20 protein-coding genes are annotated in these 25288 nt (G+C 62.4%); 13 read left to right on the top strand and 7 right to left on the bottom strand.

The genetic code is table 11. The features are described from left to right. Window positions 1-224: 224 nt before the first annotated feature. Window positions 225-1700 carry a glycoside hydrolase family 43 protein gene (locus M1D88_RS10355; RefSeq protein ID WP_458114409.1) on the top strand — a complete coding sequence of 492 codons (1476 nt, stop codon included), beginning with the start codon at window positions 225-227 and terminating at the stop codon, window positions 1698-1700. Between the two features lie 41 nt (window positions 1701-1741). On the opposite strand, the gene M1D88_RS10350 is transcribed toward M1D88_RS10355, so the two are convergent. The 3 genes from M1D88_RS10350 to M1D88_RS10340 all read right to left on the bottom strand — a co-directional run bounded on the left by M1D88_RS10350 (window position 1742) and on the right by M1D88_RS10340 (window position 6434). After that, window positions 1742-3166 (bottom strand): FAD-binding oxidoreductase, encoded by a 1425-nt coding sequence (locus M1D88_RS10350; RefSeq protein ID WP_458114408.1) that lies wholly within the window; start codon window positions 3164-3166, stop codon window positions 1742-1744. Window positions 3167-3366: 200 nt separating this feature from the next. Then, window positions 3367-3885 (bottom strand): DinB family protein, encoded by a 519-nt coding sequence (locus tag M1D88_RS10345; protein ID WP_458114407.1) that lies wholly within the window; start codon window positions 3883-3885, stop codon window positions 3367-3369. Between the two features lie 32 nt (window positions 3886-3917). Further along, window positions 3918-6434 carry a DNA gyrase/topoisomerase IV subunit A gene (locus M1D88_RS10340; protein ID WP_458114406.1) on the bottom strand — a complete coding sequence of 839 codons (2517 nt, stop codon included), beginning with the start codon at window positions 6432-6434 and terminating at the stop codon, window positions 3918-3920. A 101-nt stretch (window positions 6435-6535) separates the two neighbouring features. Between M1D88_RS10340 and M1D88_RS10335 the strand changes: the two genes are divergently transcribed. The 4 genes from M1D88_RS10335 (at window position 6536) to M1D88_RS10320 (ending at window position 12012) form a co-directional block, all read left to right on the top strand. After that, complete coding sequence (locus tag M1D88_RS10335; RefSeq protein WP_458114405.1) at window positions 6536-9229, top strand: bifunctional acetate--CoA ligase family protein/GNAT family N-acetyltransferase; 2694 nt, start codon at window positions 6536-6538, stop codon at window positions 9227-9229. A 66-nt stretch (window positions 9230-9295) separates the two neighbouring features. Next, window positions 9296-10048, top strand: coding sequence for a DUF5998 family protein (locus M1D88_RS10330; RefSeq protein ID WP_309105548.1), 753 nt, complete (start codon window positions 9296-9298; stop codon window positions 10046-10048). Window position 10049: 1 nt separating this feature from the next. Continuing rightward, on the top strand, window positions 10050-11288 hold the full coding sequence (locus tag M1D88_RS10325; protein WP_458114404.1) for an alkaline phosphatase family protein: 1239 nt from the start codon (window positions 10050-10052) through the stop codon (window positions 11286-11288). Further along, the gene (locus M1D88_RS10320) at window positions 11281-12012 is read left to right on the top strand and encodes a thymidine kinase (protein WP_458114403.1); all 732 of its coding nucleotides are present in this window, start codon (window positions 11281-11283) and stop codon (window positions 12010-12012) included. Before M1D88_RS10325 ends, M1D88_RS10320 begins: the two co-directional genes overlap by 8 nt. A 31-nt stretch (window positions 12013-12043) precedes the next feature. Here the strand turns inward: M1D88_RS10320 and sepH are convergent, their stop codons facing one another. Next, complete coding sequence (gene sepH, locus M1D88_RS10315; RefSeq protein WP_458114402.1) at window positions 12044-13549, bottom strand: septation protein SepH; 1506 nt, start codon at window positions 13547-13549, stop codon at window positions 12044-12046. Between the two features lie 288 nt (window positions 13550-13837). Here sepH and M1D88_RS10310 point away from each other — a divergent pair, with 288 nt between their 5' ends. Further along, window positions 13838-14137 carry a DUF4193 domain-containing protein gene (locus tag M1D88_RS10310; RefSeq protein ID WP_309105666.1) on the top strand — a complete coding sequence of 100 codons (300 nt, stop codon included), beginning with the start codon at window positions 13838-13840 and terminating at the stop codon, window positions 14135-14137. Between the two features lie 9 nt (window positions 14138-14146). On the opposite strand, the gene M1D88_RS10305 is transcribed toward M1D88_RS10310, so the two are convergent. Further along, window positions 14147-14629, bottom strand: coding sequence for a DUF3093 domain-containing protein (locus M1D88_RS10305; RefSeq protein ID WP_458114401.1), 483 nt, complete (start codon window positions 14627-14629; stop codon window positions 14147-14149). Between the two features lie 105 nt (window positions 14630-14734). Here M1D88_RS10305 and dut point away from each other — a divergent pair, with 105 nt between their 5' ends. The 4 genes from dut (at window position 14735) to M1D88_RS10285 (ending at window position 17361) form a co-directional block, all read left to right on the top strand. After that, complete coding sequence (dut, locus tag M1D88_RS10300; RefSeq protein ID WP_458114400.1) at window positions 14735-15265, top strand: dUTP diphosphatase; 531 nt, start codon at window positions 14735-14737, stop codon at window positions 15263-15265. 134 nt (window positions 15266-15399) lie between these two features. Next, window positions 15400-16113: a DUF3710 domain-containing protein gene (locus M1D88_RS10295; RefSeq protein WP_458114399.1), complete on the top strand. Its 714-nt coding sequence runs from the start codon at window positions 15400-15402 to the stop codon at window positions 16111-16113. Then, on the top strand, window positions 16106-16513 hold the full coding sequence (locus tag M1D88_RS10290; RefSeq protein WP_458114398.1) for a hypothetical protein: 408 nt from the start codon (window positions 16106-16108) through the stop codon (window positions 16511-16513). Before M1D88_RS10295 ends, M1D88_RS10290 begins: the two co-directional genes overlap by 8 nt. Further along, window positions 16510-17361 (top strand): DUF3159 domain-containing protein, encoded by an 852-nt coding sequence (locus M1D88_RS10285; RefSeq protein ID WP_458114397.1) that lies wholly within the window; start codon window positions 16510-16512, stop codon window positions 17359-17361. Before M1D88_RS10290 ends, M1D88_RS10285 begins: the two co-directional genes overlap by 4 nt. Here M1D88_RS10285 and M1D88_RS10280 read toward each other — a convergent pair. Together M1D88_RS10280 and M1D88_RS10275 are read right to left on the bottom strand one after the other, a co-directional pair. Beyond that, the gene (locus M1D88_RS10280; RefSeq protein ID WP_458114396.1) at window positions 17328-18086 is read right to left on the bottom strand and encodes a potassium channel family protein; all 759 of its coding nucleotides are present in this window, start codon (window positions 18084-18086) and stop codon (window positions 17328-17330) included. The genes M1D88_RS10285 and M1D88_RS10280 overlap by 34 nt on opposite strands. Beyond that, a complete protein-coding gene (locus M1D88_RS10275; RefSeq protein ID WP_458114395.1) occupies window positions 18087-18758 on the bottom strand; it encodes a potassium channel family protein in 672 nt (223 codons plus the stop codon). Between the two features lie 155 nt (window positions 18759-18913). Here M1D88_RS10275 and M1D88_RS10270 point away from each other — a divergent pair, with 155 nt between their 5' ends. The 3 genes from M1D88_RS10270 to M1D88_RS10260 all read left to right on the top strand — a co-directional run bounded on the left by M1D88_RS10270 (window position 18914) and on the right by M1D88_RS10260 (window position 25260). Next, on the top strand, window positions 18914-20890 hold the full coding sequence (locus M1D88_RS10270; RefSeq protein ID WP_458114394.1) for an APC family permease: 1977 nt from the start codon (window positions 18914-18916) through the stop codon (window positions 20888-20890). Next, window positions 20887-22254, top strand: coding sequence for a class I SAM-dependent RNA methyltransferase (locus M1D88_RS10265; RefSeq protein ID WP_458114393.1), 1368 nt, complete (start codon window positions 20887-20889; stop codon window positions 22252-22254). The genes M1D88_RS10270 and M1D88_RS10265 overlap by 4 nt, the downstream gene beginning before the upstream one ends. Before the next feature lie 162 nt (window positions 22255-22416). After that, a complete protein-coding gene (locus M1D88_RS10260) occupies window positions 22417-25260 on the top strand; it encodes an aconitate hydratase (protein WP_458114392.1) in 2844 nt (947 codons plus the stop codon). The last annotated feature ends 28 nt before the right edge of the window (window positions 25261-25288 follow it).

Here is a 25288-nt window from a genome sequence, read left to right as displayed (position 1 = left end):
ACGCTCCTTGCCCCTGCGTCAAGACTGTCGCTTGAGGAATTGTTCACGCTAACTTCTTTTGATGTCACGGCGCCACTTGCGCCATGTGCGGCTGCTGTAAAACCCTTGACTCCTCGAAACCTGCGTGCCATATTCGTCGTTACAACGTTGCAATTCTTCTGCCGTCCAGTGCATCCTGCGTCGCGGAACCTACCCCTCAAGCCAACTTTCGGAAGGAACACGTGATGGTGAAGTCACGTCTGTTACGTCTTTGGGGTGCGGGGCTGGTCGGCCTGACAGCTCTGCTCAGCCTCTCCCTGACGGCCTCGGCGCTGCCGCCCGAAGCCGTGAAGCCAGCGAAGGCAAGCCCGTCGTCCTACCAACCGACCAGCGCACTAAAAAACCGTGCCACTGAGCGGCAATCCGTCCAGGAGGACTTGCCGGGCGGCAAATCCGTCGTGGGGGAGACCTCGCCCATACATGACCCGGCGCTGATCATCGATAATGATGGCACCTGGTACGTGTACTCCACAGGACTCTTGAATCGTGAAAACGGCGGGACCATCCAGATTTGGTCCTCGCACGACGCCGGCACTACCTGGCAGCGCGCGGGCTTTGTCTGGGACCGGATTCCAACATGGATTGATGAGCACTTCGCAGACGGCCAGCTCCCGGACAACCTCTGGGCTCCGGAGATCGTAGAAAACGACGGAACGTACTATCTGTACTACTCGGCCTCGCGCTTTGGCGGCAACAAGTCCCTGACGGCACTGGCAACCAACACCACCCTGGACCCAGCCGACCCGGATTACGAATGGGTGGACAGGGGATTGGTGGTGGCATCCCCAGTGACCGGGCTTGATCCCAATAACCCGAACAAGACCTTCAACGCCATCGACGCCGGGATCGTCGAAGATGCTGACGGTACGCCGTACATGGCGATCGGATCCTTTTGGTACGGCATTTTCCTGGTCCCGATCGAGTGGCCCAGCGGCAAGCCGGTGGAGAACTGGGAGTCGAAGACGGTCAATATTGCGGACCGCTTCATGGCCGGCAACCCCATTGAGGCGCCCTACATCACCAAACACGGTGAGTATTTCTATCTCTTCGTTTCCTTCGGCTTCTGCTGCCGGGGAGCCGATTCCACTTACAAGGTGGCCGTGGGAAGGTCAAAGTCCGTCACCGGTCCCTATCTGGACAAGGATGGCAAAGACATGTTCGGTGGCGGTGGCTCAGTGGTATTGGACAGCCACGGTGCAGTGACCGGTCCTGGCGGTCAGTCCGTCTTCGGTGACTACCTGGCCTTCCATTACTACGACGCATCCAACGAGGACATTCCGTATTTCCCCACCTTGGGGATCCAAAAAATTGCCTGGGTGGATGGTTGGCCCGAATTCAACCAGACAGTCGGCGTTCCTGCGATTACCAAGCAGCCGCGGCCCGTCACGGCACATTCCGGCAAGCCTGCCGTCTTCAAAGCGACGGCGACCGGTGTGCCGGGACCCGTTGCAGTCTGGGAAGCGTCGTCGGACAACGGTGTTACATGGAAAGCGGCGGGAGGGAAAGCCGGCACCAAACGAACTGACGAGGGTACGTACGTCTCAAGCCTGGATCTTACGCCCGTGACCGCTCGGCAGGACGGACTCCTGATTCGCGCGGTGTTCCGGAATGCCCATGGCAAGGCGGTTACGGAGCCTGCCAGGCTGACTGTAACCGGTTAGCAGTGCCGGGCGTGGACGGCGGGTGCCAGGCCGTCCACGCCTCAGGACCCACGCCCTGGGCTGATGTTGTGGTTGAGGCGGAAGATGTTCTGTGGGTCATAGCGGTCCTTGATGCCCATGAGCCGCTGATACTTATCCTGCCCGTAGGCCTGGCGTGCTGCGTCATCCTCTCCGGCGTGGAGTTCGGCTCCGAGGAAGTTGACGTATTCACCGTGCTCGGCAAAGGGGCGCATGAGTGCATGGGCCTTTCGGGCGAACGCGGTAAGCCGTTCATCCTCTTCCGGATCGCGCCAAAATCCGTAGACGTTGAGCCAGTAGCGGGGTGACCGGGTCGGGAAAGCAGTAGCGTCCTCCGGCACACGGCCAAAGGCGCCTTCCATGTGATGGATGTCGATCCCGGTCCCATGCCAGGTCACCTCGGAGGCGAATCCCACCAGGACCTTTATCACTTCCTCGTCCAGCCGTGAGAAGGACACGTTCTTCCAGTATCCCCGTGAGCCTTTGGGAAAGACGGTATCCATTGCGCTCTGCCATTCGACCCACCGGACCGGCCCCACCTCCTGCTCATCCGGCGGCGCCTCCACTGCGAGTTGCTCCACCAAATCAAGCCCGGTCTGGTGGGTCTCGCCAAGCCAGGCAAATCCGATGATCATCCATGGTTCGTCGCCCATCCCGAACTCCGGTGGAAGTACCAGAAAAGAGATGATCGGGTTCATTTCCTCGGGCAGACCGCGCGTCCACGAACTGAAGGCGGCCAGGGCTTTCTCCCAGTGCGGGGGACGATAGAAGAGATTCCCGCCCAGCAGCGAATCAGGAAGCCGGTGGGCCCGGAAGGTGAAGGAGGAGACAACACCAAAGTTCCCGCCGCCGCCTTGCAGTCCCCAGAACAAGTCAGGGTTCTCCTCCCTGCTGGCGCGAACGTGCTCCCCTTCGGCGGTGACGACGTCGGCCGATTGCAGGTTATCCAGGGTCAGTCCATAGGAGCGCGTCAGCCAGCCGACACCCCCGCCCAAGGTCAGTCCTGCTATCCCGGTGGCGCTGATCACACCGAGAGGAACTGCCAAATCATGCAGAGTTGTCGCCGCGTCCACATCAGCGAGGGTCGCACCGGGTTCGACAGTCACGAGCTGTTGGTCCGGATCCACCGTCACGTCGCGTAGTTGACCCAGGTCCAGCACGAGGCCACCATCGACCGTGCCGTGGCCTGCGACGTTGTGCCCGCCGCCCCGGACGGCGAGGGGCAGGCCGGATTGCCGGACGGCGTCAAGCACTGCGTCGATGTCTGCCGCTGCTCCGGCCCGGGCGATGGCACGGGGACGGAGATCGACCATTCCGTTCCACACGCGACGCGCATCCTCGTACTGCGGATCCGGCGGCTCGATCAGCGACCCGGAGAGCCGGCGACGCAACTGCTGAAGTGCATCATCGACTGTGGATTCGTGGTCACCGTGGTGAAGTGTTGTCATCGATTTCTGCTTTCGCACGAATGGATGAACCCTCAAACGGACATTGAGGTGACGTCGCTGAGCAAAACTTTGGCCGCGGCGTTGCCCCGAGTCTAGGATTACCGCCGTGGCCGGTCAACGATTGCTGAGTTCAATCCGACAACCAGTCCAAAGCCCATCCATCCACAGCTCACCCCGTTCACGACTCACCCATCCACGACTCATCCATCCACATCGTGGAGGTGATGCACGACGTCATGGAGGAAATACTGCGCCAAGGTCAGCACCGTGAACTCCGAACCGTTGCTGCGGATGCCCCTCCGGCCCCATTGGTCCTGGCGCACGCCGGCAAAGGACTCAGCCACCTGGTGCCCCTCGGCTGTCAGCTCCGAGCTGACCACAGCAGGATCTGCGTTGGCGTAATCCTTCTCGATGGCTGTCTTGTCCTGGTCCCAGTTCTCGAAGCGGGCGTTGTCCTCCGTCAGCATCTGGTTGAGCCTGCGATCAAAGAGGCTGAAGACGTCCCGCACATGGGAGGCGTACTCAAGAACAGACCAGGTGGCGTCGTCGGGCCGCTCTGCCACGTCCGGGCGCCGTAAGGCTGCCCGCCACCGCGGGAGCATGTTGGTCACTGTCCCCGGAACGGTGGAAGGAGTCACCGTCGAAGCATCGAATCCGCACTCGGGGCAGGGCCGGGACAGCACCCAGGTCCAGTCTTTTTCATCGGGGATGATAGGCATGCCAGTAGTCTAGGGCCCGGAAGGTGTTGGGCTCAGGAAGCAGCCTCGGCGGTGTCGGACCACGTCATGCTTGGGCCGATCGCGTCGATCGCTTGCGACAACGGAATACCTGAACCGTCCCGCCGGCCATGCTCCTGGGGAAGGGACCGTGCCACTCCGGCCAGAGATGATGCCCTGGCGGGACCGTGTCCTGCCCACCCAAGCAGCAGGACGTCTTCCCCCTTGAGGAAGCGGTGCGCGCGGACGCCTGCTGTGGCACGCCCCTTCACCGGATATTCAGTCAGCGCTGTGACTTTCGCCGTTCCCGGCGCTGTGCCGGGAAGGGCACCGTTGGTGCCTGCAATGGTCACGACGACGGCGTCATCGTCGTCCGGACGAACGGTGCCGAAGTGCAGGACTTCGTCGCCGTCGGCCAGCTTGATCCCGGCCATGCCGCCTGCCGTCCTGCCCTGCGGACGGACAGCACCAGCGGTGAACCGAAGCAGCTGCGCCTGGCGCGTCACAAAGACGAGATGATCGTCGTCGGCGGCGGACTCCACCCCAACCACGGTGTCCTTGTCCTTTAAAGTGATGACTTCCCAATCCTCGCGGTTCAGCGGGTAATCGGGCTGGACACGTTTGACCACTCCAAGCGCCGTGCCAATGGCCAGCACTTCATCCAAGGGAGCGAACGCCACCAGCGACTCGCCCTTCAGCAAGGTGATGAAGTCCTTTGCAGGCACCCCGCCTGCGAGGTTGGGAAGGCCTGAAGTCGGAGGGAGCACCGGCATATCCATCACCTGGACACGCAACATCCTTCCCAACGAGGTAACTGCTGCCACCTCACCCCGGGCAGAGGTTTTCACGACGGAACGGAAGACGTCGTGCTTGGTGCGGGGTCCTGTCTCTGCGAGTTCGTCCCGGTTGGACGTCCTGGCGATCTGGCCTGAGGCTGTCAGGATCGCCCAGCAGGGGTCGTCGGCGATTTCCAAGGCCAGCGGAACGGCTTTGCCTTTGGCCCCCGGACCGGCGGAAAGGGCTGCGGCAACGGTGGGGGAGACGGCTTCCGATTCCAGCAGCACCGTCCGCCGGGGGGTTCCGTACTTCTCCGCGATCTCCGCCAGCTCACTGGACACGAGGTCCCGGAGCCGCTCGTCCGAAGCCAGGATCGCCTCGAGCTCCTCAATCTCACGCCGGAGCTGATCCTGCTCTTTTTCGAGTTCGATGCGGGAGTATTTAGTGAGTTGCCGGAGCCTCAGTTCCAGGATGTAATTCGCCTGGATTTCGGAGAGGTCATAAATCGACATGAGGCGCTCACGGGCCGCTGACGCTTCATCCGAGGAACGGATGATCTGGATGACCTCGTCGATGTCAACGATGGCAATCAGCAGGCCTTCGACCAGGTGCAGCCGGTCCTTCTTCTTCCCGAGCCTGAAGGCGGTGCGCCGTCTGACCACGCTGATGCGGTGATCAACATACACCGACAGAAGCTGGAGGAGACCAAGGGTTTGCGGCTGACCGTCCACCAGGGTCACGTTGTTGATGCCGAAGGAGTCTTCCATCGGTGAGTAGCGGTAGAGCTGCTGCAGTACGGCGTTGGGGTTAAAGCCGTTCTTGAGCTCGATGACCAGCCGCAGCCCGTGCTTCCGGTCGGTCAGGTCCACAACGTCACTGATGCCCGTCAGTTTCTTGCTGTTGACGGCATCCTTGATCTTTTCGATTACTTTTTCCGGACCCACCATGTACGGCAGTTCCGTAACCACGAGGCCGGTGCGTCGGGCTGAAAGCTGCTCGACCTCAACTCTGGCCCTGGTCTTGAACGAGCCGCGCCCGGTGGCGTAGGCATCCCGGATCCCGTCCAGGCCGACGATCCGTCCGCCGGTGGGCAGATCGGGTCCGGGGACGAACTTCATGATGTCAGCGAGGGTGGCGTCCGGGTTGGCTATGAGGTGACGGGCCGCGGTGATGATTTCCACGAGGTTGTGCGGAGCCATGTTGGTGGCCATGCCGACGGCGATACCGGTGGCACCGTTGACCAGGAGATTCGGGAACGCCGCAGGCAGGACCTCGGGCTGGGTCAGCTGGTTGTCGTAGTTGGGGATGAAGTTGACCACGTCTTCGTCGAGGTGGTCGGTCAAAGTCAGTGCGGCGGCCGCAAGGCGGGCCTCGGTGTACCGCGGAGCCGCAGGGCCATCGTCGAGCGATCCGAAGTTGCCGTGGCCGTCAATGAGCGGAAGCCGCAGGGAAAAGTCCTGTGCCATACGGACCATGGCGTCATAAATGGCAGTATCGCCATGGGGATGGAGCTTGCCCATCACTTCACCAACGACGCGCGCGCTCTTCACATGGCCACGGTCAGGACGGAGGCCCATCTCGCTCATCATGAACAGAATCCGCCGCTGAACAGGCTTCAGGCCGTCCCTGGCATCAGGAAGGGCGCGCGAATAGATCACCGAGTAGGCGTACTCAAGGAATGAGCCTTCCATTTCGGAAGTGACGTCAATGTCAACAATGTTCTCGGTGTAGTCCTGCGCTAATGCGGCTGCGGCGGGAGTTTGGCGGCGGGCCATGGGGCTGGAGGTTCCTCTGTATCTTGCGGGTTAGTACCTGTATAAAACTACTGATCAAGCAGCGGCGGTGCGCCGCGGGAGTTTTTGGCTAGGCTAAGCCTATGGTGGATCAGCCCGGGGACGGCGAATATCCGGAATATTGGGAAGCCGATGTCGTCCTCAGGGATGGTGGGACAGCTCATCTGCGCCCTATTCATCCCTCTGACGCGGACGCCGTGCAGACCTTCCATACCGGGCAGTCGCAGAATTCAATCTACATGCGTTTCTTCGCGTTCAAATCCCGCCTGAGCGCCAAGGAGCTCAAACGCTTCACCGAAGTCGACTACCAGGACAGGGTTGCGCTGGTTATCACGATTGGCGGCGAAATAATAGGAATCGGCCGGTACGACCGGCTTGATGATCCGGTGGAAGCGGAAGTGGCCTTCAATATCGCCGACGCCCACCAGGGGCGGGGCATCGGTTCAATCCTGCTCGAGCACCTCGCCGCAGCCGCTCGGGAAAAGGGAATCCGCAGGTTCAGTGCCGAGGTCCTGCCGGAGAACCGGAAAATGCTGATGGTCTTCTCCGACGCCGGCTATGACGTAAAGCGTCATTTCGACGACGGCGTGGTCAGCCTCGAATTCAACATCGACCCCACTGATAAATCCCGGGCAGTCATGGAATCCCGCGAGCACCGTGCCGAGGCAAGAAGTATCCAGGAACTGCTCGCGCCGTCTTCCGTTGCAGTTATCGGCGCAAGCCGTAAATGGGGCTCTATCGGCTATCAGCTCCTCGAACACATCATCGAAGGCGGGTTCACCGGACCCGTTTATGCCATCAACCCCGAGGCACTTGAGCTGGCCGGCATGCTTTCTTTTGGCAGCCTGTCCGAGGTCTCCGACGCCGTGCGGCTGGCCATTGTGGCCGTCCCGCAGGACGAGGTCCCCAAGGTGGTCGACGAATGCGCCGCTGCAGGCGTCAAGGGGCTGGTCGTGGCCACCGCCGGCTACGCCGAGGCTGGCGAAGCAGGGCTGGCCAGGCAACGCGAACTGGTGCGGCAGGCCAGGGCCAACGGCATGCGGGTTATCGGTCCCGCCTCCCTGGGGATCGTGAACACCAACCCGGCTGTGTCCCTCAACGCTTCAATGGCGCCAAGCCTGCCCCTGCGGGGAGGGCTGGGTCTGTTCAGCCAGTCCGCCGCTATCGGAGTCTCTCTCTACGCGGCCTCCAGCCGCCGGCGGCTGGGAATTTCGACCTTCCTCTCTGCAGGCAACCGGGCGGATGTATCCGGTAACGACATGATGCAGTTCTGGGAGGACGACGCCGATACCGCCGCCGTGGGCCTCTATCTGGAGTCGATCGGTAACCCGCGCAAGTTTTCGCGTCTCGCCCGGCGCCTGGCGCTGACCAAGCCGGTCATCGTGGCCAAGTCAGGTTCGATGGGCCTGCAACTGCCGCCTGGCCACGCGGTCCGGACCACCCAGGCACCCGCCGGCGCGCTGGACGCGATGATGCGGCAGGCCGGAGTGATTCCGGTGGAAACGATCGAACAGCTGATGGACGTTGCCCAGGTTGTTTCCCGCCAGCCGCTCCCGGCAGGACCGGCCATGGCAGTGGTCAGCAACTCCCAGGCTCTGGGGAAGGTGGTGGCGGACAGCGCGACGGCCCATGGGCTCACCGTGGAGCACACCGTAACGGACGTGGACCTGGACTCAGGGATGTCTATTGCCCTTCCTGCCCTGCGTCGGACGCTGGCCGAATCGCTGGCTGCAGAGTCCGTTCATTCGGTGCTGGTGGCGTTGCTGCCCGCCCGGGGACTGACGGTGGAGAACCTAGCGGAGGTGCTGGCAGAGTGCTCAGCTGCGGCCGGCAAGCCTGTCATCGCCGCGTTCACGGGCATCCTGGATCCCTCGGTTTACGTGGAAGGGATGGTGGCAGCCGAACAGCCGGCCAGCCTTCCCTTACCGTGCTTTTCCAACCCCGAGGCGGGCGTGGCGGCCTTGGCTGCCGTAGTTCGCTATGTGCATTGGGTAAACCGCGATCAGGGGCTTTTCGTGGAGCCGGCAGGCTGCGATCCTGAGGCTGCCCGCGCAGTACTGGACGGGTTACTCCACGGCGTCCGCGGGGAGCAGCTTGTCCAGTTGGATCAGTCCACTGCGGCGCAACTGCTGGGGCATTACGGCATCAGGGTAGTCCTTTCAGAAGAATTCTCCACCCTGGATGAGGCGGTGGAAGCCGCCGGGAGGCTGGGCTGGCCGGTGGCCCTGAAAACAACGGATCCCACCCTTCGGCACAGGCTGGATCTTGGCGGCGTCCGGCTGGACATCCAGAACGCCGACTCGCTCCGCCGGAATATCCAGGAGATGCAGCGGGTGCTGGACCTGTATGGCTCCACAACCCTGGAGGTGCAGTCCATGGCGCCGGTGGGCCAGGCGTGCACGTTCCGCGCCATCGAGGATGCATTGCTGGGACCGGTCATTTCGTTTGGCCTCGCGGGCGACGCCGTCAACCTCCTGGATGACTGGGCCCACCGGGTGCCTCCGCTGTCGGCGTCGGACGTCCGCGAGTTCATTCGTGCCCCGCGGGCAGCCCCGAAACTCTTCGGATACCAGGGACTTCCCGCCGTGGATGTTGCGGCATTGGAAGACCTGGCCGTTCGCTTGACGATGCTGAAGGACAATCATCCGGAGGTTGCCCTCGTGGAGTTCAACCCGGTACTCGCAGGCACCTCAGGGCTCTCCATCCTGGCTGCAGACGTGCGGATTGCCAACGCCTCCAAGCGCACGGATACCGCCCGCAGGATCATGCTGGGATAGGTACCGCACCGCCGTCCTGCACGCCTGCAGTTAGCAACTCCCCAGCCGATCTGTGAAAATGGGGTCATGAGCTCCCAGCCTCCCACCTCGAAGCCGCAAACGCCCGTGACCGGGAACCAGCCAGGCCAGCAGGTCCCGCATTCCCACAGCTCACACAACCACAGCGTCCAAGGACAGAGCCTGGAGGGAGCGCTTCAGCAGGCCGGTTTTTACCCCCGGCTCGTGGCCGACGTCGTTGATGACGCCCTGGATGGGCGGGACTGCGTGGCGCACCTTGTCCATCTGGAAACGCACTTCGACCGGGCCGAAGTACGCCGGCACATCACAGTGCTGGTCCTGACCGACGACATGCTGGTCATCACCCACGTGGACGATCAGCAGCTCGACGAAGCCGGCGAGCAGATCGTAGCCCAGATTTCCACCGAGTCCGTGCCCGTCGCGCAGATCCGGTCTGTCGTGCTCAGCTACATGTACGCCCAGCCGCAAAACTACAAGTCGTCGGATCCCGTCCGGGAGGTAACTCTCTCGATCGCCTGGTCCGGGGGCCAGCGCCTCGACGTCGGGCCGGCCAGCTGTGGAGATCCACAGTGCGAAGCCGATCACGGCTACAGCGGAACCATTGCCCAGGAGGACATTGTCCTTCGGATCAGTGCCGAAGCCGACGGACTGCAGGCCGTCCAGGACGCGAAGCTTTTCGCCCGTGCTCTGCGCGCCGTGAACACCGGATCTTCCACTCCCACCGCCCATGCAGGCTCGGCTCATCCTCGACCCAGGATGGGCGTTTTCGGCAACCGCCTCAGCCGCGGGCACCAGCGTTAGGATGGCGCCTGCGCAAAGTCCTGGCCCGATCCCTGCGACAGCGCCGCCGCTTCCGTCGGGTGCTCTCTCCCTTCCTTCCGCCCCGGCCTTCGGAAGCCGCTCGGTTGCCGAAGTGTTTCCCAGCGCAGCCGCCAGCCTGGGCATCGAGGGCTTTGACAATCGTCTCAATCTTCCGCAGGGACAGCGGATCTGCGTCATTGTTGCTGATGGCCTGGGACGCAGCCTGCTGAAGCAAAAACTTGCCCACACACCGTTCCTGCGGAGCCTGGTGCTGGCGGGTCAGGGCTCCGTTCCCGTGGTGCTGGATGCAGCCTTTCCTTCCACCACCTCTGCTTCCCTTGCCAGCCTCGGGACAGGGCTTGAGCCCGGCCAGCACGGCATGGTGGGCTACGACATCCTGGACCCTGACCAGGACAAAGTGGTCAATATGCTCGGAAATTGGGACTCCTGCGTGGACCCCCAGACGTGGCAGCCTTTCCCGACTGTCCTGGAGCGCGCGGCAGAGCACCTGGACGTGATCACCGTCAGCCTTCCCCAGTTCACCAGTTCGCCCATGACCCAGGCCGCCCTGCGCGGTGGCCGTCACGTCTCGGGAATCAGTGCCCATGCAAGGACAGAGGCCGCTGCTGAAGCGATGGAAAGCACAGATCGGGCCCTCATGTACTTCTACGTCAATGAACTCGACAAGGCAGGCCACAGGCATGGCTGCCAGTCCCCGCAGTGGGAGCATCAGCTGGAAGAACTGGATGCCACTGTCCGCAGGCTCAGTTCCACCTTTCCGGCCGGCACCACAATGCTCCTCACTGCAGATCACGGGATGCTGGATGTCCCAGAGTCCCAACGGCTCGACTTTTCCGCAGATCCGGCCCTGATTGCAGGCGTTCGCCATACAGCTGGTGAGCCCCGGATGCTCCATCTTTACGTCGAGCCCGATCTCGGGCAAGAGGGGCGGGACCGGTTGCTGGCAGCCTGGCGTTCCAGATTTGGCGAACGCATCTGGGCTTTTACCCGTGAGGAGGCCATCGCCGCCGGACTATTCGGCAGGGTCCGCGAGCAGGTGGTTCCCAGGATCGGCGACGTCATGATCGCCGCAAGGGACGCGCTGGCCCTCTACGACACCCGCAGGGTGCGGCCGACAGCCCTGGAGGTGGTCGGTCAGCACGGTTCATTGACCAAAGCCGAACGTGAGGTTCCTCTTTTGTGCTTCCGTGCTCAGGGCAGAAAGGGCAGGCGTGGCTGAACTCGTCTTTTTCTCGGGAACCATGGACTGCGGCAAATCGACGCTTGCCTTGCAGATGGACTACAACCACCGGGCGCGGGGCCGGGGCGGAGTCAGATTCAGCCGCAATGACCGTGCCGGCGGCTCCCGTATCTCGAGCCGCTTGGGCCTTGAAACAGACGCCGTGGAAGTGCTTGACTCCACAGATTTCTGGGAAGAGGTGGTGCAGCGCAGAACCAAAGGCGGCCGCGTGGACTATCTGATTTGCGACGAGGCGCAGTTCTATTCGCCTTTGCAGGTGGAACAGCTGGCCCGTGTTGTGGACGAGATGGAGCTCGACGTTTTCGCCTTCGGCATCACCGCAGATTTTCGTACGCGGTTGTTTCCCGGCTCCCAGCGGCTCATTGAGCTGGCCGACCGCGTCCAGGTCCTCCAAGTGGAGGCATTGTGCTGGTGCGGGCGGCGGGCCACCCAGAATGCCCGCACTGTTGACGGAGTCATGGTCGTGGAAGGGGAGCAGATTGTGGTCGGCGACGTCGACCGGGGAATTGGCGGAGGAACCGGAAGTACAGACTCACTTCAGCCGCCGGTGGTGGGGTATGAAACGCTATGCCGCAGGCACTACATGCGCCGGGTCACTGCCCACGGCGCCAATATCCTAGCCCAGCATGACCAGCTTCTGCCGTTTGATACTGATGCCTGTGTCTGGAATGCAACAGGCTTGCCGCCCGCAAAGGACTCCTAGGAGCAAAGCGCTTTTTTGCGGCGCGATCCTTTCAATCCCCGCGGGTTCCGAACACAATCTCGTCCCAGCTCGGGACGCTTGACCGCTTGGGTTTGGATGGTTGCCGCTCGGGCTGGTCCCCGTCCCGCTCACGGATTCCCTCCCGCTCGCGGTTCCCTTCCCGTTCCCGGGTGCCTGCGGAATCGCTGGCGGAGCGGCGGCCACCACGCCCTCCCAGCAGCTCGTCGAGCCCGACACTTTGCATGCCGCCGGCATTTCTCGTCGCTTGGCCAGGAGCGGGATCACGTGAACCATTTCCGCCGGATTCATGGCCCGGACGTGAAGGTGCACCGCTCAGACCCTGCCCACCACTGTTAACTGTCCCACCGGCACCCCCCGCATTGGCGGCACCGCCCGCATTGCCAGCAGCGCCTACGCTGCCGGCACCACCTGCGCCGGGGCGGCGGGGACCAGGAACGATGGTGATCTCCCGTGTATCCGTACTGACGCCGTCCTGCAGCTTCAGGGAATCTTCGTCATCGCTCTGCGGGCGGGGGGCGAGGCTGAGCCGCGACAGCATGGACACCTTGGCATCCCGTTTGCTGTCGTGGAAATCTGAACGTTCTGCCGGCCTGGCTGCGTCCTTTCCGACTTCCGGCCCTGCCGCTTCGGGTTCGCCGTCAGCTTCAGGAACTACTTCCGAAGGCCTCGGATGAGCTGCGGGAACCCCGTTGGTCAGCAGGAGCGCCAATGCGTCGTCGCTGTCTTCGTCAACTCCGAGCCGTTGTCCCCGGCGGGAGCGCAGCATGTCGAGCAGCCCGTCGGAGTCTTTCCCCTGCTTTCCGGCAGCGTTCCGGCCCGCGCCGGCATCGGTTTCAAAATCAAAGGGCCGGTCTGAGACGGCAGAGAGCCTGCGGGTGGGAAGGGGTCCGTCCAACGGTTCCAGTTCGCTCAGCTGCTGGGCCCAGCGGTTGGCATTCTGCAGAGACTTCCTGCTTGGACTGAAGGTCCACATCGCAGGGGGCTCCTCGCCGATGTTCGACGGTCCGCCCGTTCTTGCCTCGAACCTTGCAACCACTGTCCAGGTTCCGTCCGGCCTGCGCCAGGAGTCCCACTCGACAGTGGAAGGCTCGACGCCATGGGCGGTCAAGCGGTGGGCAACCATTTCGCCGAGGGAGGCCGGGTTGTCCCCAAAGGCTGACCGATAGATGTCATGGCCGGGAGCCGGAGCTGCGACTTCAATCTTGCGGGCTTGCTGGGCGACGTATTCGCGTTCGGCAAGCACCGGCCCCTCATACCGTTGCACCTTCGCCAGGGGTATTCCGGACAAGTCAGCCACCTCGGCGGCCGTTGAACCGCTCCTGATTTTGGCCTGGATATCACGTGGAGACATGGCAATGGGCGTGGTCGCTGCGCGCGCTGCGGCGTTCGCGGAAGTGCGGCTGGCCGCGACACGGAGTGCTTCATCGATCGGCAGCCGGAACATCTCGCCGCCGGTGCCGCTCAACAGGAGATGCTCTCCGTCGTCGTGGACGCCTACAAGCCTTAGATCCTGCATACAAATCCTCCACCCTGGCATTACTAACAATCGAAACTCTGCCACTCGGCGGGACCAATTGCTGTTAGGACGGAGGGCGCGCCGCGATTTTCCGCGACTTTCCGCCCCTTGCCGGGGTTCGGAAAAAGGAGCGGCGGGGCTCTGGCATTCCCATTCCTCTTAGGGAAAAATAGCGCGGAAATCGGGCACAAAATCCGATGGCGCAACGTTTACATCGGTGAACCGGCCCCAGGCTCCCCTGGGGCCGGGGATCCAACCGAGCCAATGCGGAGTGTGAGCAAACAAATCATGGCGACAGACTACGATGCGCCAAGGAAGACAGAAGAAGACCTCAGCGAAGATTCCCTTGAAGAACTGAAGTCGCGGCGGACGGACAAGCCAACCGCGGTGGTGGACGAGGATGAATCTGATATTGCCGAGGGCTATGAACTCCCCGGCGCAGACCTTTCCGGGGAAGAGCTCCTGGTTCGTGTCCTGCCTCCCCAGGCGGACGAGTTCACGTGTGCGTCCTGTTTCCTCGTCCGGCACCGGTCCCAGGTGGCCCGGGAGAAGGACGGAATGAAGTTCTGCAAAGAATGCGAAGGCTAGGCGGGCCAGTTATCGCTGAAGTGCCGCCAGCAGTTCGTCGGGGCGCCTGGTGGACGCAAGCCAGTAGGGAGTCCGGTCTGACGGATCAGTGATTTCGATCCGCACCACGGGGTCCACCCACCCCCGGATGCAAAGGTAAGCGAGGCCGTTCAGCCGCACCCCACGTTCCGCTGTAGCTTCTTTGCCACGGAAAGCTGCTGCATCCCCGACGAACTGTCGTTCTATGGTCGCGCGGCCCACTTGGAGGGTTTCAGGCGTAACGGTAATGGTCGGCGTCGACGTCATCAGCATGACGGCCATGATCACAAACAGGACCGCGGCCGCCGTGAAGCCGGCAGCCAGGCTGATAGGAGCAAATACGAGGATGCCCGCACCGGCCAGTCCCACCGCGATAAGCCAGATCCAAAAGGTGGGCCAGAGCTTTTCTCGGAAAAGTACAGTGGCGCTGGGAGTGCTGTTGGGAGCAGGCGAACCTGCGTTGGATTCCGGCATGAGCCAAGCTTTCCACTTTTCGCAGGCTAATTCATCTTTGCCCCTCCTTCCTGCCACGAGCGGCGGCTAGGCCGATTTCCGGCTCGGACGATAGAGTGAGTGACTGTGACTGATGAACTAGCAGCGGTGCGGATAGTGCCCGGAGATGCGCCGGTGGATCCTTCCTCGTCAACCGGTAAGAGGACTTTGACGGTACAGCTGAAAATGCTCGACGACGGCCTGGAGGCTCCGTCGTATGCCCACCCCGGAGACGCGGGCGCCGACCTCCGCTCCCGTGAGGATGTGGTGTTGGCCCCGGGTGAGCGCCGGTTGGTTGCCACGGGAGTGTCAATTGCCTTGCCTGAGGGTTACGTCGCCCTCATTCATCCCCGTTCGGGTCTCGCCACGAAGCACGGCCTGACCATTGTTAATGCCCCCGGAACCGTCGACGCCGGCTACCGGGGCGAGATCTCAGTGACGCTTCTGAATACGGATCGTGAACACGCCATTGAATTGAGTCGCGGCGATAGAATTGCACAGATGGTGATTCAGCGCGTTGAGTATGCGGACTTCGTTGCTGTAGGGGAACTCAGTGATTCTGTCCGCGGCAGCGGCGGCTTCGGCTCAACCGGTGGATTCGGTCAATCCCCGGTGTAATCCCCACCCAGCGGCAGGGTTTCAACGAAGCAGCAGGTTTCAAAGAAGCCGGGCGTCGGCACCATAACCGGCTCTTAGCAGCGCGGACAGGTGTCCTCCCCACGTGGGACAAGAACAACTAAGGAGACAACCCCATGGTTTTTGGGCGTGGCAGGAAAGCCAAGAAGGAACAGGCGGCAGAGTCCGCAGAGTGGCCGGAAACCGACGACGGGACCTCCGAAGGCGGCGAGGAGTCAACGGGTCCACGTTCCAGCGGCCCGTTCGATGCCGCCGAGATTGAGAGCCAGGACGGCTACGTTGACCTTGGTGCTCTCCTTATTGCGCCCACAGAAGGGCTTCAGCTTCGGCTCGAGGTGGAAGAGGCCACGCAGCGGGTAGTCGCTGTCACCATGGACCTCCAGGGGTCAAGCCTCCAACTCCAGGCATTTGCCGCCCCCCGTTCGGAGGGCCTCTGGGATGAGATCCGCGAACAGATCGGTCAGTCCGTCAGCGGCCAGGGCGGTCAGGTGGAGGAGGTGCAGGGCAGCTTCGGGACGGAGCTTGTTGCCAAGCTTCCGGCCGGTCAGGCCGATGGCAGCCGAGGCTACCGGGTGGCCCGATTCATCGGCGTGGATGGCCCCCGCTGGTTCCTGCGGGGAGTCCTGGGCGGGGAGGCCGCCGTCGACCGTGAAGCTGCAGCTGCCCTTGAAGGGCTCTTCCGGCAGATCGTCGTCGTTCGCGGTGATAACCCGATGCCGCCGCGGGATCTCCTGCAGTTGCGGCTGCCCAAGGACGCCACCACGACACCCCAAGGCGCCCCCGAATTCCAGAAGCCTGAACGCGGACCTGAGATTACCCAGATTGGCTGATCACGCGCAGGTACCGGAAGGCCCCGTCCTGTCAGTGAGTGAACTGCCGGAGAGGGGGAGAGTGGTGTGTCACGGGTTCATTGAATCAGTGACATTTGTTCCCGCATCCGACGTCGCGTCCTTTACGGCAGTGGTCCGGGACCGCCATACGGTTACAAAAAGCGCCGGGTTATTGAGCACTCTTAAAAAGTCCGTTGATTCCTCAGGAGCAGAAAGCAAGGTAACGGGGGCGTCTGCACTTCCCGCCAGGTTGCGCGTCACCTGGCTCGGCCGACGCCGGGTCCCCGGCATCGCTGCCGGCGTAGAACTGCAGCTTCAAGGGATGCTGACCCTCCGTGACGGCCTTCCCACCATGTTCAACCCCCGCTATGAAATACTTTCCCGCCAGGAGCACGAATGACCGAGTCCGAAACGCCGCCTCCGGCCCCGAATTCATCCCGGGCCCCCAAGCCGACAGAGGAGACGCCGCAGGAACCGTCCCAGGATCCGTCGCTACCCACGCCGGTTTCAGGCGATCCTGCACGCAATGTGGATGGGACTCCTCCACCAACCGTCGCGGCTCTTGCTGAGGGCTATGCGGCAAAGGCAGGACTCCACCGTCACAGCGACGGCCGCATCAACGTCCTCAAGACCGCGGGCGGGGTCCAGGGAATTGCGGAAAGCATCCTTCCCGGGCTCGTTTTCCTGGTGTCTTTCACGATCACCGCGAATCTGACGGTTTCCCTTGTCGCGGCCCTGTCAGCAGCCGCCCTCTTTACCGTAGCGAGGCTGATCCAGAGGCGGCCGCTGACCCAGGCCTTCGCCGGCGTTGTGGGCGTAGGAATTTCAGCGTGGCTTGCCAACATCACGGGGAAGGCCGAGGACTTCTACGTCCCTGGCTTCTTCACCAATGCCGCGTATATCGTCGCCATGATCGTTTCCATCGCGATTAAATGGCCGGTGACCGGACTGCTGTTTGGATTCATCCGCAACGAAGGGCTTGATTGGCGCAAGGACCCGGTACGCGTCCGGGCTTACTCCTTAGGCACCTGGGTAATAGTCGCCGTGCTCGCGCTTCGGCTCCTGGTTCAGGTTCCCCTGTATTTCATGGGGGGCGAGGGCCTCGCGGCATTGGCCACCATGCGGCTTATCATGGGCGCGCCACTCTACATCCTCGGCATCTGGGTGGCCTGGCTGATAACGAAGCCTGCCCCATCGCCTGAGGCAGATAGCGCTCAGCCCTCGAAGCCGTCGTCCTCGGGGGCCTGAACAGCCTCCGGAGCCTGATCAGCGCCAGCGGAATATTCTGCCGGACCTTCCTCTTGATCGTGGGCCGACTCAGGGGACAACAAAGCACGCAGTTCATCCTCGGCTGCGATGGTGGTGACGAAGAACAATTCGTCGCCGCCGTCGATAACGTCATCCCGGGTGGGCGTGATGGGTGCCTGGTCGCGCAAAATGGCCACCAGAGTGGAATCCTCAGGCCAATTGATGTCTCCAACGGTCAGCCCGATGGCATAGGAGTCGTGGGGCACAGTGAATTCAACCAGTGACGACACTCCCGTCTGGAGCGTGAGGAGCCGGACAAGGTCCCCGATCTCCACAGCTTCCTCCACCAGCGCGGTCATGAGCTGCGGGGTGTTGACTGCTACGTCCACTCCCCAGGAATCATTGAACATCCAGTCGTTCTTGGGGTTGTTGACCCTGCCAACAGTGCGTCCAACACCGAACTCCGTTTTGGCCAGCAGTGATACCACCAGGTTGACCTTGTCATCGCCGGTGGCCGAGACCACAACGTCGGCATCTTCGAGCCTGGCATCCTGAAGAGTGCTGAGCTCGCAGGCGTCACCAACAAGCCAGTGCGCCCCACGCAACCCGCTTCGGCCGATCACCTCCGGCTTCAGATCAAGAAGCAGGATTTCGTGCTTGTGGGCCAGGAGTTCGCGGGCAATCGAGGAACCAACACTGCCTGCTCCAACAATGACGACTTTCACTCAAGACTCCTTCACGGGTGCTTTGGCAAGGAGGTGCGCCACTTCGGCACTTCGCTCCACCCGAAGCATGGCGTGGACGGTATCACCGTCCTGATAGGACATTGCGGGCGTGGGGAGAACGCCCTCCCCAAAGCGGGTCAGGTAGGCGATCCTGATGTCCGCTGCACTTTCGATCTGGCTCAGGGACTGTCCGATCCACGCCGGATCCAACTCAATTTCTGCCAGGACGAGCCTGCCAGAGGGCTCGCGGAAATCACCCGCCAAGTGCTGTTCTGGCAGTATGCGCCTCAACACCTGGTCCGCGCTCCAGCGGACCGCGGCAACGGTGGGGATTCCCAGGCGCTGGTAGATCTCAGCCCGGCCAGGGTCATAGATTCTGGCCACAACATGCGGGACATGGAACGTTTCCCGCGCGACCCTGGTAGCCAGGATGTTGGAGTTGTCACCGCTGGACACCGCGGCGAAGGCATAGGCTTCAGCCACCCCGGCCTGTTTGAGGGTCTCCCGGTCGAACCCTACTCCCGTGACTTTGCGTCCGGAGAAGCCGCTGCGCAGGCGCCGGAAGGCGCGGTCGTCCTGGTCGATGATGGCCACCGAATGGCCGGCATCCTCCAGTGTGTGCGCCAGCGTCGCCCCTACACGTCCGCAACCCATGATGACGAAGTGGGCCACCGGTTCCTCCTCAATGCTGAATCCTGCTGCCTGTACGACTCTACCGGCAGCAGGAGCCATGGCCGGGCAGCTGGGGCAGGCAGGGAGACGGGTCACATCAGCAGGACGGTCCGGGCCGTCATGACATCACGCGCGAATCCGACTAGCTTTGTCTGGTGCTGACAATTCTGAATGCCGCCAAGAGGGTGCTGGTGGGGAGGCCCGTCCGGAACGACCGCCTGTCTCCCACACTGCTGCCGAAGCGGATTGCTCTCCCCGTCTTCGCCTCCGACGCCTTGTCATCGGTGGCGTATGCTCCGGATGAGATCCTGCTGACGCTCGCGCTGGCCGGGGTAAGCGCCGTCGCGTTTTCCCCTTGGGTTGGGCTCGCCGTCATGGTGGTGCTGCTCACTGTGATTGCCTCCTACCGGCAGAATGTCCATGCCTATCCTTCAGGGGGCGGGGACTACGAGATTGCCACAGTGAACCTGGGCAGGTATGCAGGCCTGACCGTCGCATCCGCCCTGTTGGTGGACTATGTCCTTACACTGGCCGTTTCCATGTCGTCAGCAGCTGCCTATCTGTCCACCACTGTTCCTGCTCTTCACGGCCAGCAGGCGATGCTGGCCGCCACTGGCGTTGCTCTGCTTGCTCTGATCAACCTGCGGGGCGTTAAGGAAGCTGGAACTCTTTTCGCAGCGCCTACCTATATCTTCATGACGGCCATTCTCGGTATGACCGCCGTCGGCGTCTTTCAGGCCGCCACCGGGCAGCTTGGCGAAGCTCCCTCCGCCGGTTTCACCATTGTGCCGACCGAGCACTTCGACGAGGGCCTCGTGGGACTGGCGGGTGCGTTCCTGCTACTCCGGGCCTTTTCATCCGGGGCGGTCGCCCTGACCGGTGTAGAGGCGATCAGCAACGGCGTACCAAGCTTTCAGAAGCCAAAGAGCAAGAACGCGGCAACCACACTCCTGATGGTCGGAGTCTTCGCCTCGGTCATGTTCGCCGGCGTCATCTACCTGGCCAATGCCACCAAGGTGAAAATTGTCTTTGACCCGGCCACCGAGCTGCTCCTGGACGGCAAACCGCTGGCAGCCGACTACATCCAGACTCCGGCCTTGGGCCAAATCGCCCAGACGATCTTTGGCATCGGGTCCTTCCTCTTCTTCGTAGTTATTGCCGCCACCATTCTGATCCTGGTTTTTGCGTCCAACACCGCTTTCAAGGGGTTCCCCATTCTCGGCTCCATCCTTGCCCAGGACGGCTATCTGCCCCGCCAGTTGCGCACCCGCGGCGATCGCCTCGCCTTCAGCAACGGTGTCCTGGCACTGGCGGCCGGAGCCCTGGTCCTGATCTTTGCGTTCAACGCCGACGTCACCAAGCTCATCCAGCTCTACATTGTGGGTGTTTTCATCTCCTTCACCATGAGCCAGCTCGGAATGATCAGGCATTGGGGCCGGGAGCTGAGGCGCGTAAGGGACAAGGCCGGGCGCAGGCGGATCATCAAGTCCCGGATCCTGAACACCATTGGATTCGTCATGACAGCGCTGGTCCTGACGATCGTGCTGATCACCAAATTCGAACAGGGGGCGTGGCTCGCTCTGCTTGCCATGTTCGTGTTGATCCTCATCATGTGGAGCATCCGTGCCCATTACGACAACGTGGCCAAGGAACTCGCGTTGGACGAAGACTCGACACCGCGTGCCCTTCCTACTCGGGTCCACGCTGTCCTCCTGGTTTCGCATGTGCGAAAACCCGTGCTGCGCGCGCTGGCATACGCCCGGGCCTCCCGCCCGTCACGGCTGGACGCCGTCATTGTGGACATCAGTCCGGAGGAAACCGCCCAGACGCTCGCTGACTGGGAAAAGCTGGAGATTCCAGTCCCGTTGACGGTGCTGGCCAGCCCCTACCGCGAAACCATCACGCCCATCATGGACTACATCACGAACATGCGGCGTGATTCCCCCCGCGACCTCATCGTGGTGTACATCCCGGAGTACGTTGTCGGTAAATGGTGGGAACAATTGGTGCATAACCAAACGGCATTGCGCATCAAGACCCGGTTGCACTTTGAACCGGGAGTCATGGTTGCCAGCGTTCCCTGGCAGCTGAAATCATCTGAGGAAGCCAAGAAACTGCAGGATATCCAATGAACCACGCCACCAAGACCCGCACCCCGGCGGACCTCGTCGTCGACGTCGGGCCTGTGGCCCATGGGGGCCATTGCGTCGCCCGGCATGAAGGCCGCGTGGTGTTCGTCCGGCATGGAATCCCCGGCGAAAAGGTCCGGATCCGGCTGACCGACGCTGGGGAGTCCGCCAAATTCTGGCGGGCCGACGTCGTCGAGGTCCTTGAACGGTCCCCTGACCGCGTTCCGCACTTCTGGCACGTGGCAGACTCACTGCGGTCCTGGCCGCACGGACATCCTCCGGTAGGCGGGGCCGAATTCGGCCATGTCTCGCTGGAACGACAGCGGCGGCTCAAAAGCGAAGTGCTCGCCGAACAGCTCAAGCGGCTCGCCGGCGTTGAGCTTGTCACGGAAGTTGAACCGGTAGGCGGCGCTGCTGTCAACGCCGGAACTGCTGCCCCCGCCGGCGTCCCCGGGCTCGCCTGGCGCACGCGGGCGAGCTTTGCCGTCACCGCCGGGGGCAAGCTCGGCATGCACGCCCACCGCTCCGACCAGGTGATCTCCATCCAGGACATGCCGTTGGCCGTCGAGGGCATCACTTCGCTCAACCTCTGGGACATCGATCTTCAGGGGATAGAGCGGGTGGAGGTGGCTGCCCCGGCCAACGGATCACGGCGGCTGGTGCTGCTGGCGCCCGCCCCCGGAACCAAGGCAAAACGGATCAGCGCGATCATTGCGCAACTCCCTGACGACGTCTCCGTAGCGTCAATTGACCCCGTCGCTGGCGATCTCAACCAGCTGAAGGGCCGCACATGGGTGCAGGAGTCTGCCGCCGGCCATGAGTTCCGGGTGACCGGAGAGGGGTTCTGGCAGATCCACCGGGATGCACCTGAAACGCTGGTGGGAGCAGTGACCGGGTTCCTGCACGACGGCGGGTTCCTCGAGGCCGGAGCTGTAGTAGCTGATCTTTATGCCGGTGCCGGCCTCTTTACCGCCGCATTGGGGGACGCTGTAGGCACAACGGGTTCCGTGCTTTCGGTCGAAGGTGCCCCCGGCACCAGCCGGGACGCGAGGAAGAACCTGCACGGCGCTCCTCAGGTGGAGATCGTTCAGGGAAAGGTGGAGCGGGTGCTTCGCCACAAGCCAAGGAACTTCGACGCACTGGTTCTTGACCCGCCCCGTGCCGGGGCAGGTAAGGCAGTGGTCCACCAGCTGGTTGACACGGCCCCGCGGGCCATCGCGTATGTGTCCTGCGACCCGGCGTCCTTTGCACGTGATCTCGGTTACTTCCAGGACAGGGGCTGGGCCCTGCAGGAGCTACGGGCGTTTGACCTTTACCCCCACACCCATCACCTGGAGACTGTGGCGTTGCTGACTCCGCGGGGATGATGCCACTAGGATGAGCGTAGTAGTCCCGCGTCGCGAGCCGTAATCACGGCTGACCTCCTGCAATTCTTAAGTCCTTGACTAATTAGCAGTAATTAGGAGGACCTAACTAGCAAGCGGTCTACCGCGCGACAAAGATGAAACTGTTGCGAGAGGAGTCCTGCGATGAGCACAGTGGACAGTTTCGGTTCAAAAGGCAAACTTAATGTAGCCGGAACCGAATATGAAATTTTCCGGTTGAACTCCGTTGAAGGTGCAGAAAACCTTCCGTTCAGCCTCAAGGTATTGCTAGAGAACCTGTTGAGGACCGAGGACGGCGCGAACATCACTGCCGATCACGTCCGTGCCTTGGCGGGTTGGGATCCTGACGCCCAGCCCGAAACAGAGATCCAATTCACACCGGCCCGAGTCATTATGCAGGACTTCACCGGTGTGCCCTGCGTAGTCGACCTCGCCACCATGCGCGAGGCCGTCAAGGAGCTGGGCGGTGACCCGAAGAGGGTCAACCCGCTTGCTCCCGCGGAAATGGTTATTGACCACTCCGTGCAGATCGACGCTTTCGGCAACTCCGGCGCCCTTGAGCGCAACATGGAGATTGAGTACCAGCGCAACGGCGAGCGGTACCAGTTCCTTCGCTGGGGCCAAACCGCATTTGATGACTTCAAGGTGGTTCCGCCGGGCACCGGCATCGTCCACCAGGTCAACATCGAATACCTCGCACGCACTGTTATGACGCGCGAAGTCGGCGGCGTTCTTCGTGCTTACCCCGACACCTGCGTTGGTACTGACTCGCACACCACCATGGTCAACGGCCTGGGTGTACTGGGTTGGGGCGTTGGCGGCATTGAGGCCGAAGCAGCGATGCTCGGCCAGCCTGTCTCGATGCTGATCCCGCGGGTTGTGGGCTTCAAGCTAACGGGATCCATTCCCGCCGGTGCCACCGCCACGGACGTCGTGCTGACCATCACCGAACAGCTCCGCAAGCACGGTGTTGTTGGAAAGTTCGTGGAGTTCTACGGCGAAGGTGTTGCCGCGGTGCCCCTGGCCAACCGCGCCACCATCGGTAACATGAGCCCGGAATTCGGTTCCACAGCCGCAATGTTCCCGATCGACGACGTCACACTCGACTACCTGCGCCTCACCGGCCGCTCAGACGAGAACGTGGCGCTTGTGGAGTCCTACGCGAAGGAACAGGGCCTCTGGCACGACGCTTCCAAGGAAATCCGCTTCTCGGAGTACCTTGAGCTGGACCTGTCCACCGTTGTTCCCTCGATCTCGGGTCCGAAGCGTCCCCAGGACCGCATCGAGCTCATCAACGCCAAGGACGAGTTCCGTCACGACCTCCTGAACTACGTCTCCCATGCTGCCGACGCCGGCACAGTGGATGAGTCGCTCGAGGAGACGTTCCCGGCCTCGGACGCTCCGTCGTTCACCCAGCCCGACTCCCACGTGACGGATACGGACCGCGAACCTCCGGTCTACTCCGCTGCCCACGGAGCAGCCGGCCGGATCTCCAAAGCCGTTTCCGTCAAGACGGCGGATGGCCGCGAGTTCGAACTTGATCACGGTGCTGTCGCCATCGCCTCGATCACCTCGTGCACCAACACGTCCAACCCGTCGGTCATGCTGGCCGCCGCTTTGCTGGCCCGCAACGCCGTCGACAAGGGTCTCTCGGCTAAGCCGTGGGTCAAGACCTCCGTCGCTCCGGGCTCCAAAGTGGTCACCGACTACTACGAGAAGTCCGGCCTGACGCCCTACCTGGAGAAGCTCGGCTTCTACATTGTGGGTTATGGCTGCGCTACCTGCATCGGCAACTCCGGACCGCTGGAAGCCGAAGTGTCGGAGGCCATCCAGGCCAACGATCTTTCCGTTACCGCCGTGTTGTCCGGAAACCGCAACTTTGAGGGCCGCATCAACCCCGACATCAAGATGAACTACCTGGCCTCGCCGCCGCTGGTCATCGCCTACGCCCTGGCCGGCACCATGGACTTCGACTTCGAAGCCGATGCCCTGGGCCAGGACGAAGCAGGCAACGACGTCTTCCTGAAGGACATCTGGCCCAACCCGGTCGAGGTCCAGCAGGTTATCGATTCCTCGATCGACAAGGACATGTTCGCTCGCGGCTACGAAGGGGTGTTCGACGGCGATGACCGTTGGAAGGCCCTGGACACCCCCGCCGGCGACACGTTCGCCTGGGACCCGAGCTCCACATATGTCCGGAAGCCTCCGTATTTCGAGGGCATGAAGGCACAGCCTGAACCCGTGACTGACATCTCCGGCGCACGTGTGCTGCTGAAGCTCGGCGATTCGGTAACGACGGACCACATTTCCCCGGCCGGTTCCTTCAAGTCGGACACCCCGGCCGGACAGTACCTGCTGGCCAACGGTGTGCAGCGTAAGGACTTCAACTCCTACGGCTCACGCCGAGGCAACCACGAAGTCATGATCCGCGGTACGTTCGCCAACATCCGCATCAAGAACCAGCTGCTTGCCGGCTTCAACGACGGCGCCGGGGTTGAGGGTGGCTTCACCCGCGACTTCACGCAGGCTGATGGGCCGCAGGCCTACGTCTACGACGCCGCGCAGAACTACCAGGCCGCCGGTACTCCGTTGGTTGTCCTGGCAGGCAAGGAATACGGTTCAGGCTCCTCGCGTGACTGGGCAGCAAAGGGCACCGCGCTGCTGGGTGTCAAGGCAGTCGTTGCCGAGAGCTACGAGCGCATCCACCGCTCCAACCTCATTGGAATGGGCGTCCTGCCGCTGCAGTACCCGGCAGGGGAGTCAGCGGCGACGCTGGGCCTGACGGGCACGGAGGTTTTCGCGGTTGAAGGTGTAACTGCCCTCAACGAAGGCACGACGCCCAAGACTTTGAAGGTCACAGCCACCGCTGAAGACGGTTCAGTGAAGTCCTTCGACGCCGTCCTCCGCATCGATACCCCGGGTGAAGCGGACTACTACCGCAACGGTGGCATCCTGCAGTACGTGCTGCGCCAGATCTCCTCCAACTGATCAGCACACATTGAGCTGTACCAGGTGA

The sequence above is a fragment of the Arthrobacter sp. R1-13 genome, assembly GCF_054161475.1.
This window is presented reverse-complemented; position numbering and strand designations above follow the sequence as displayed.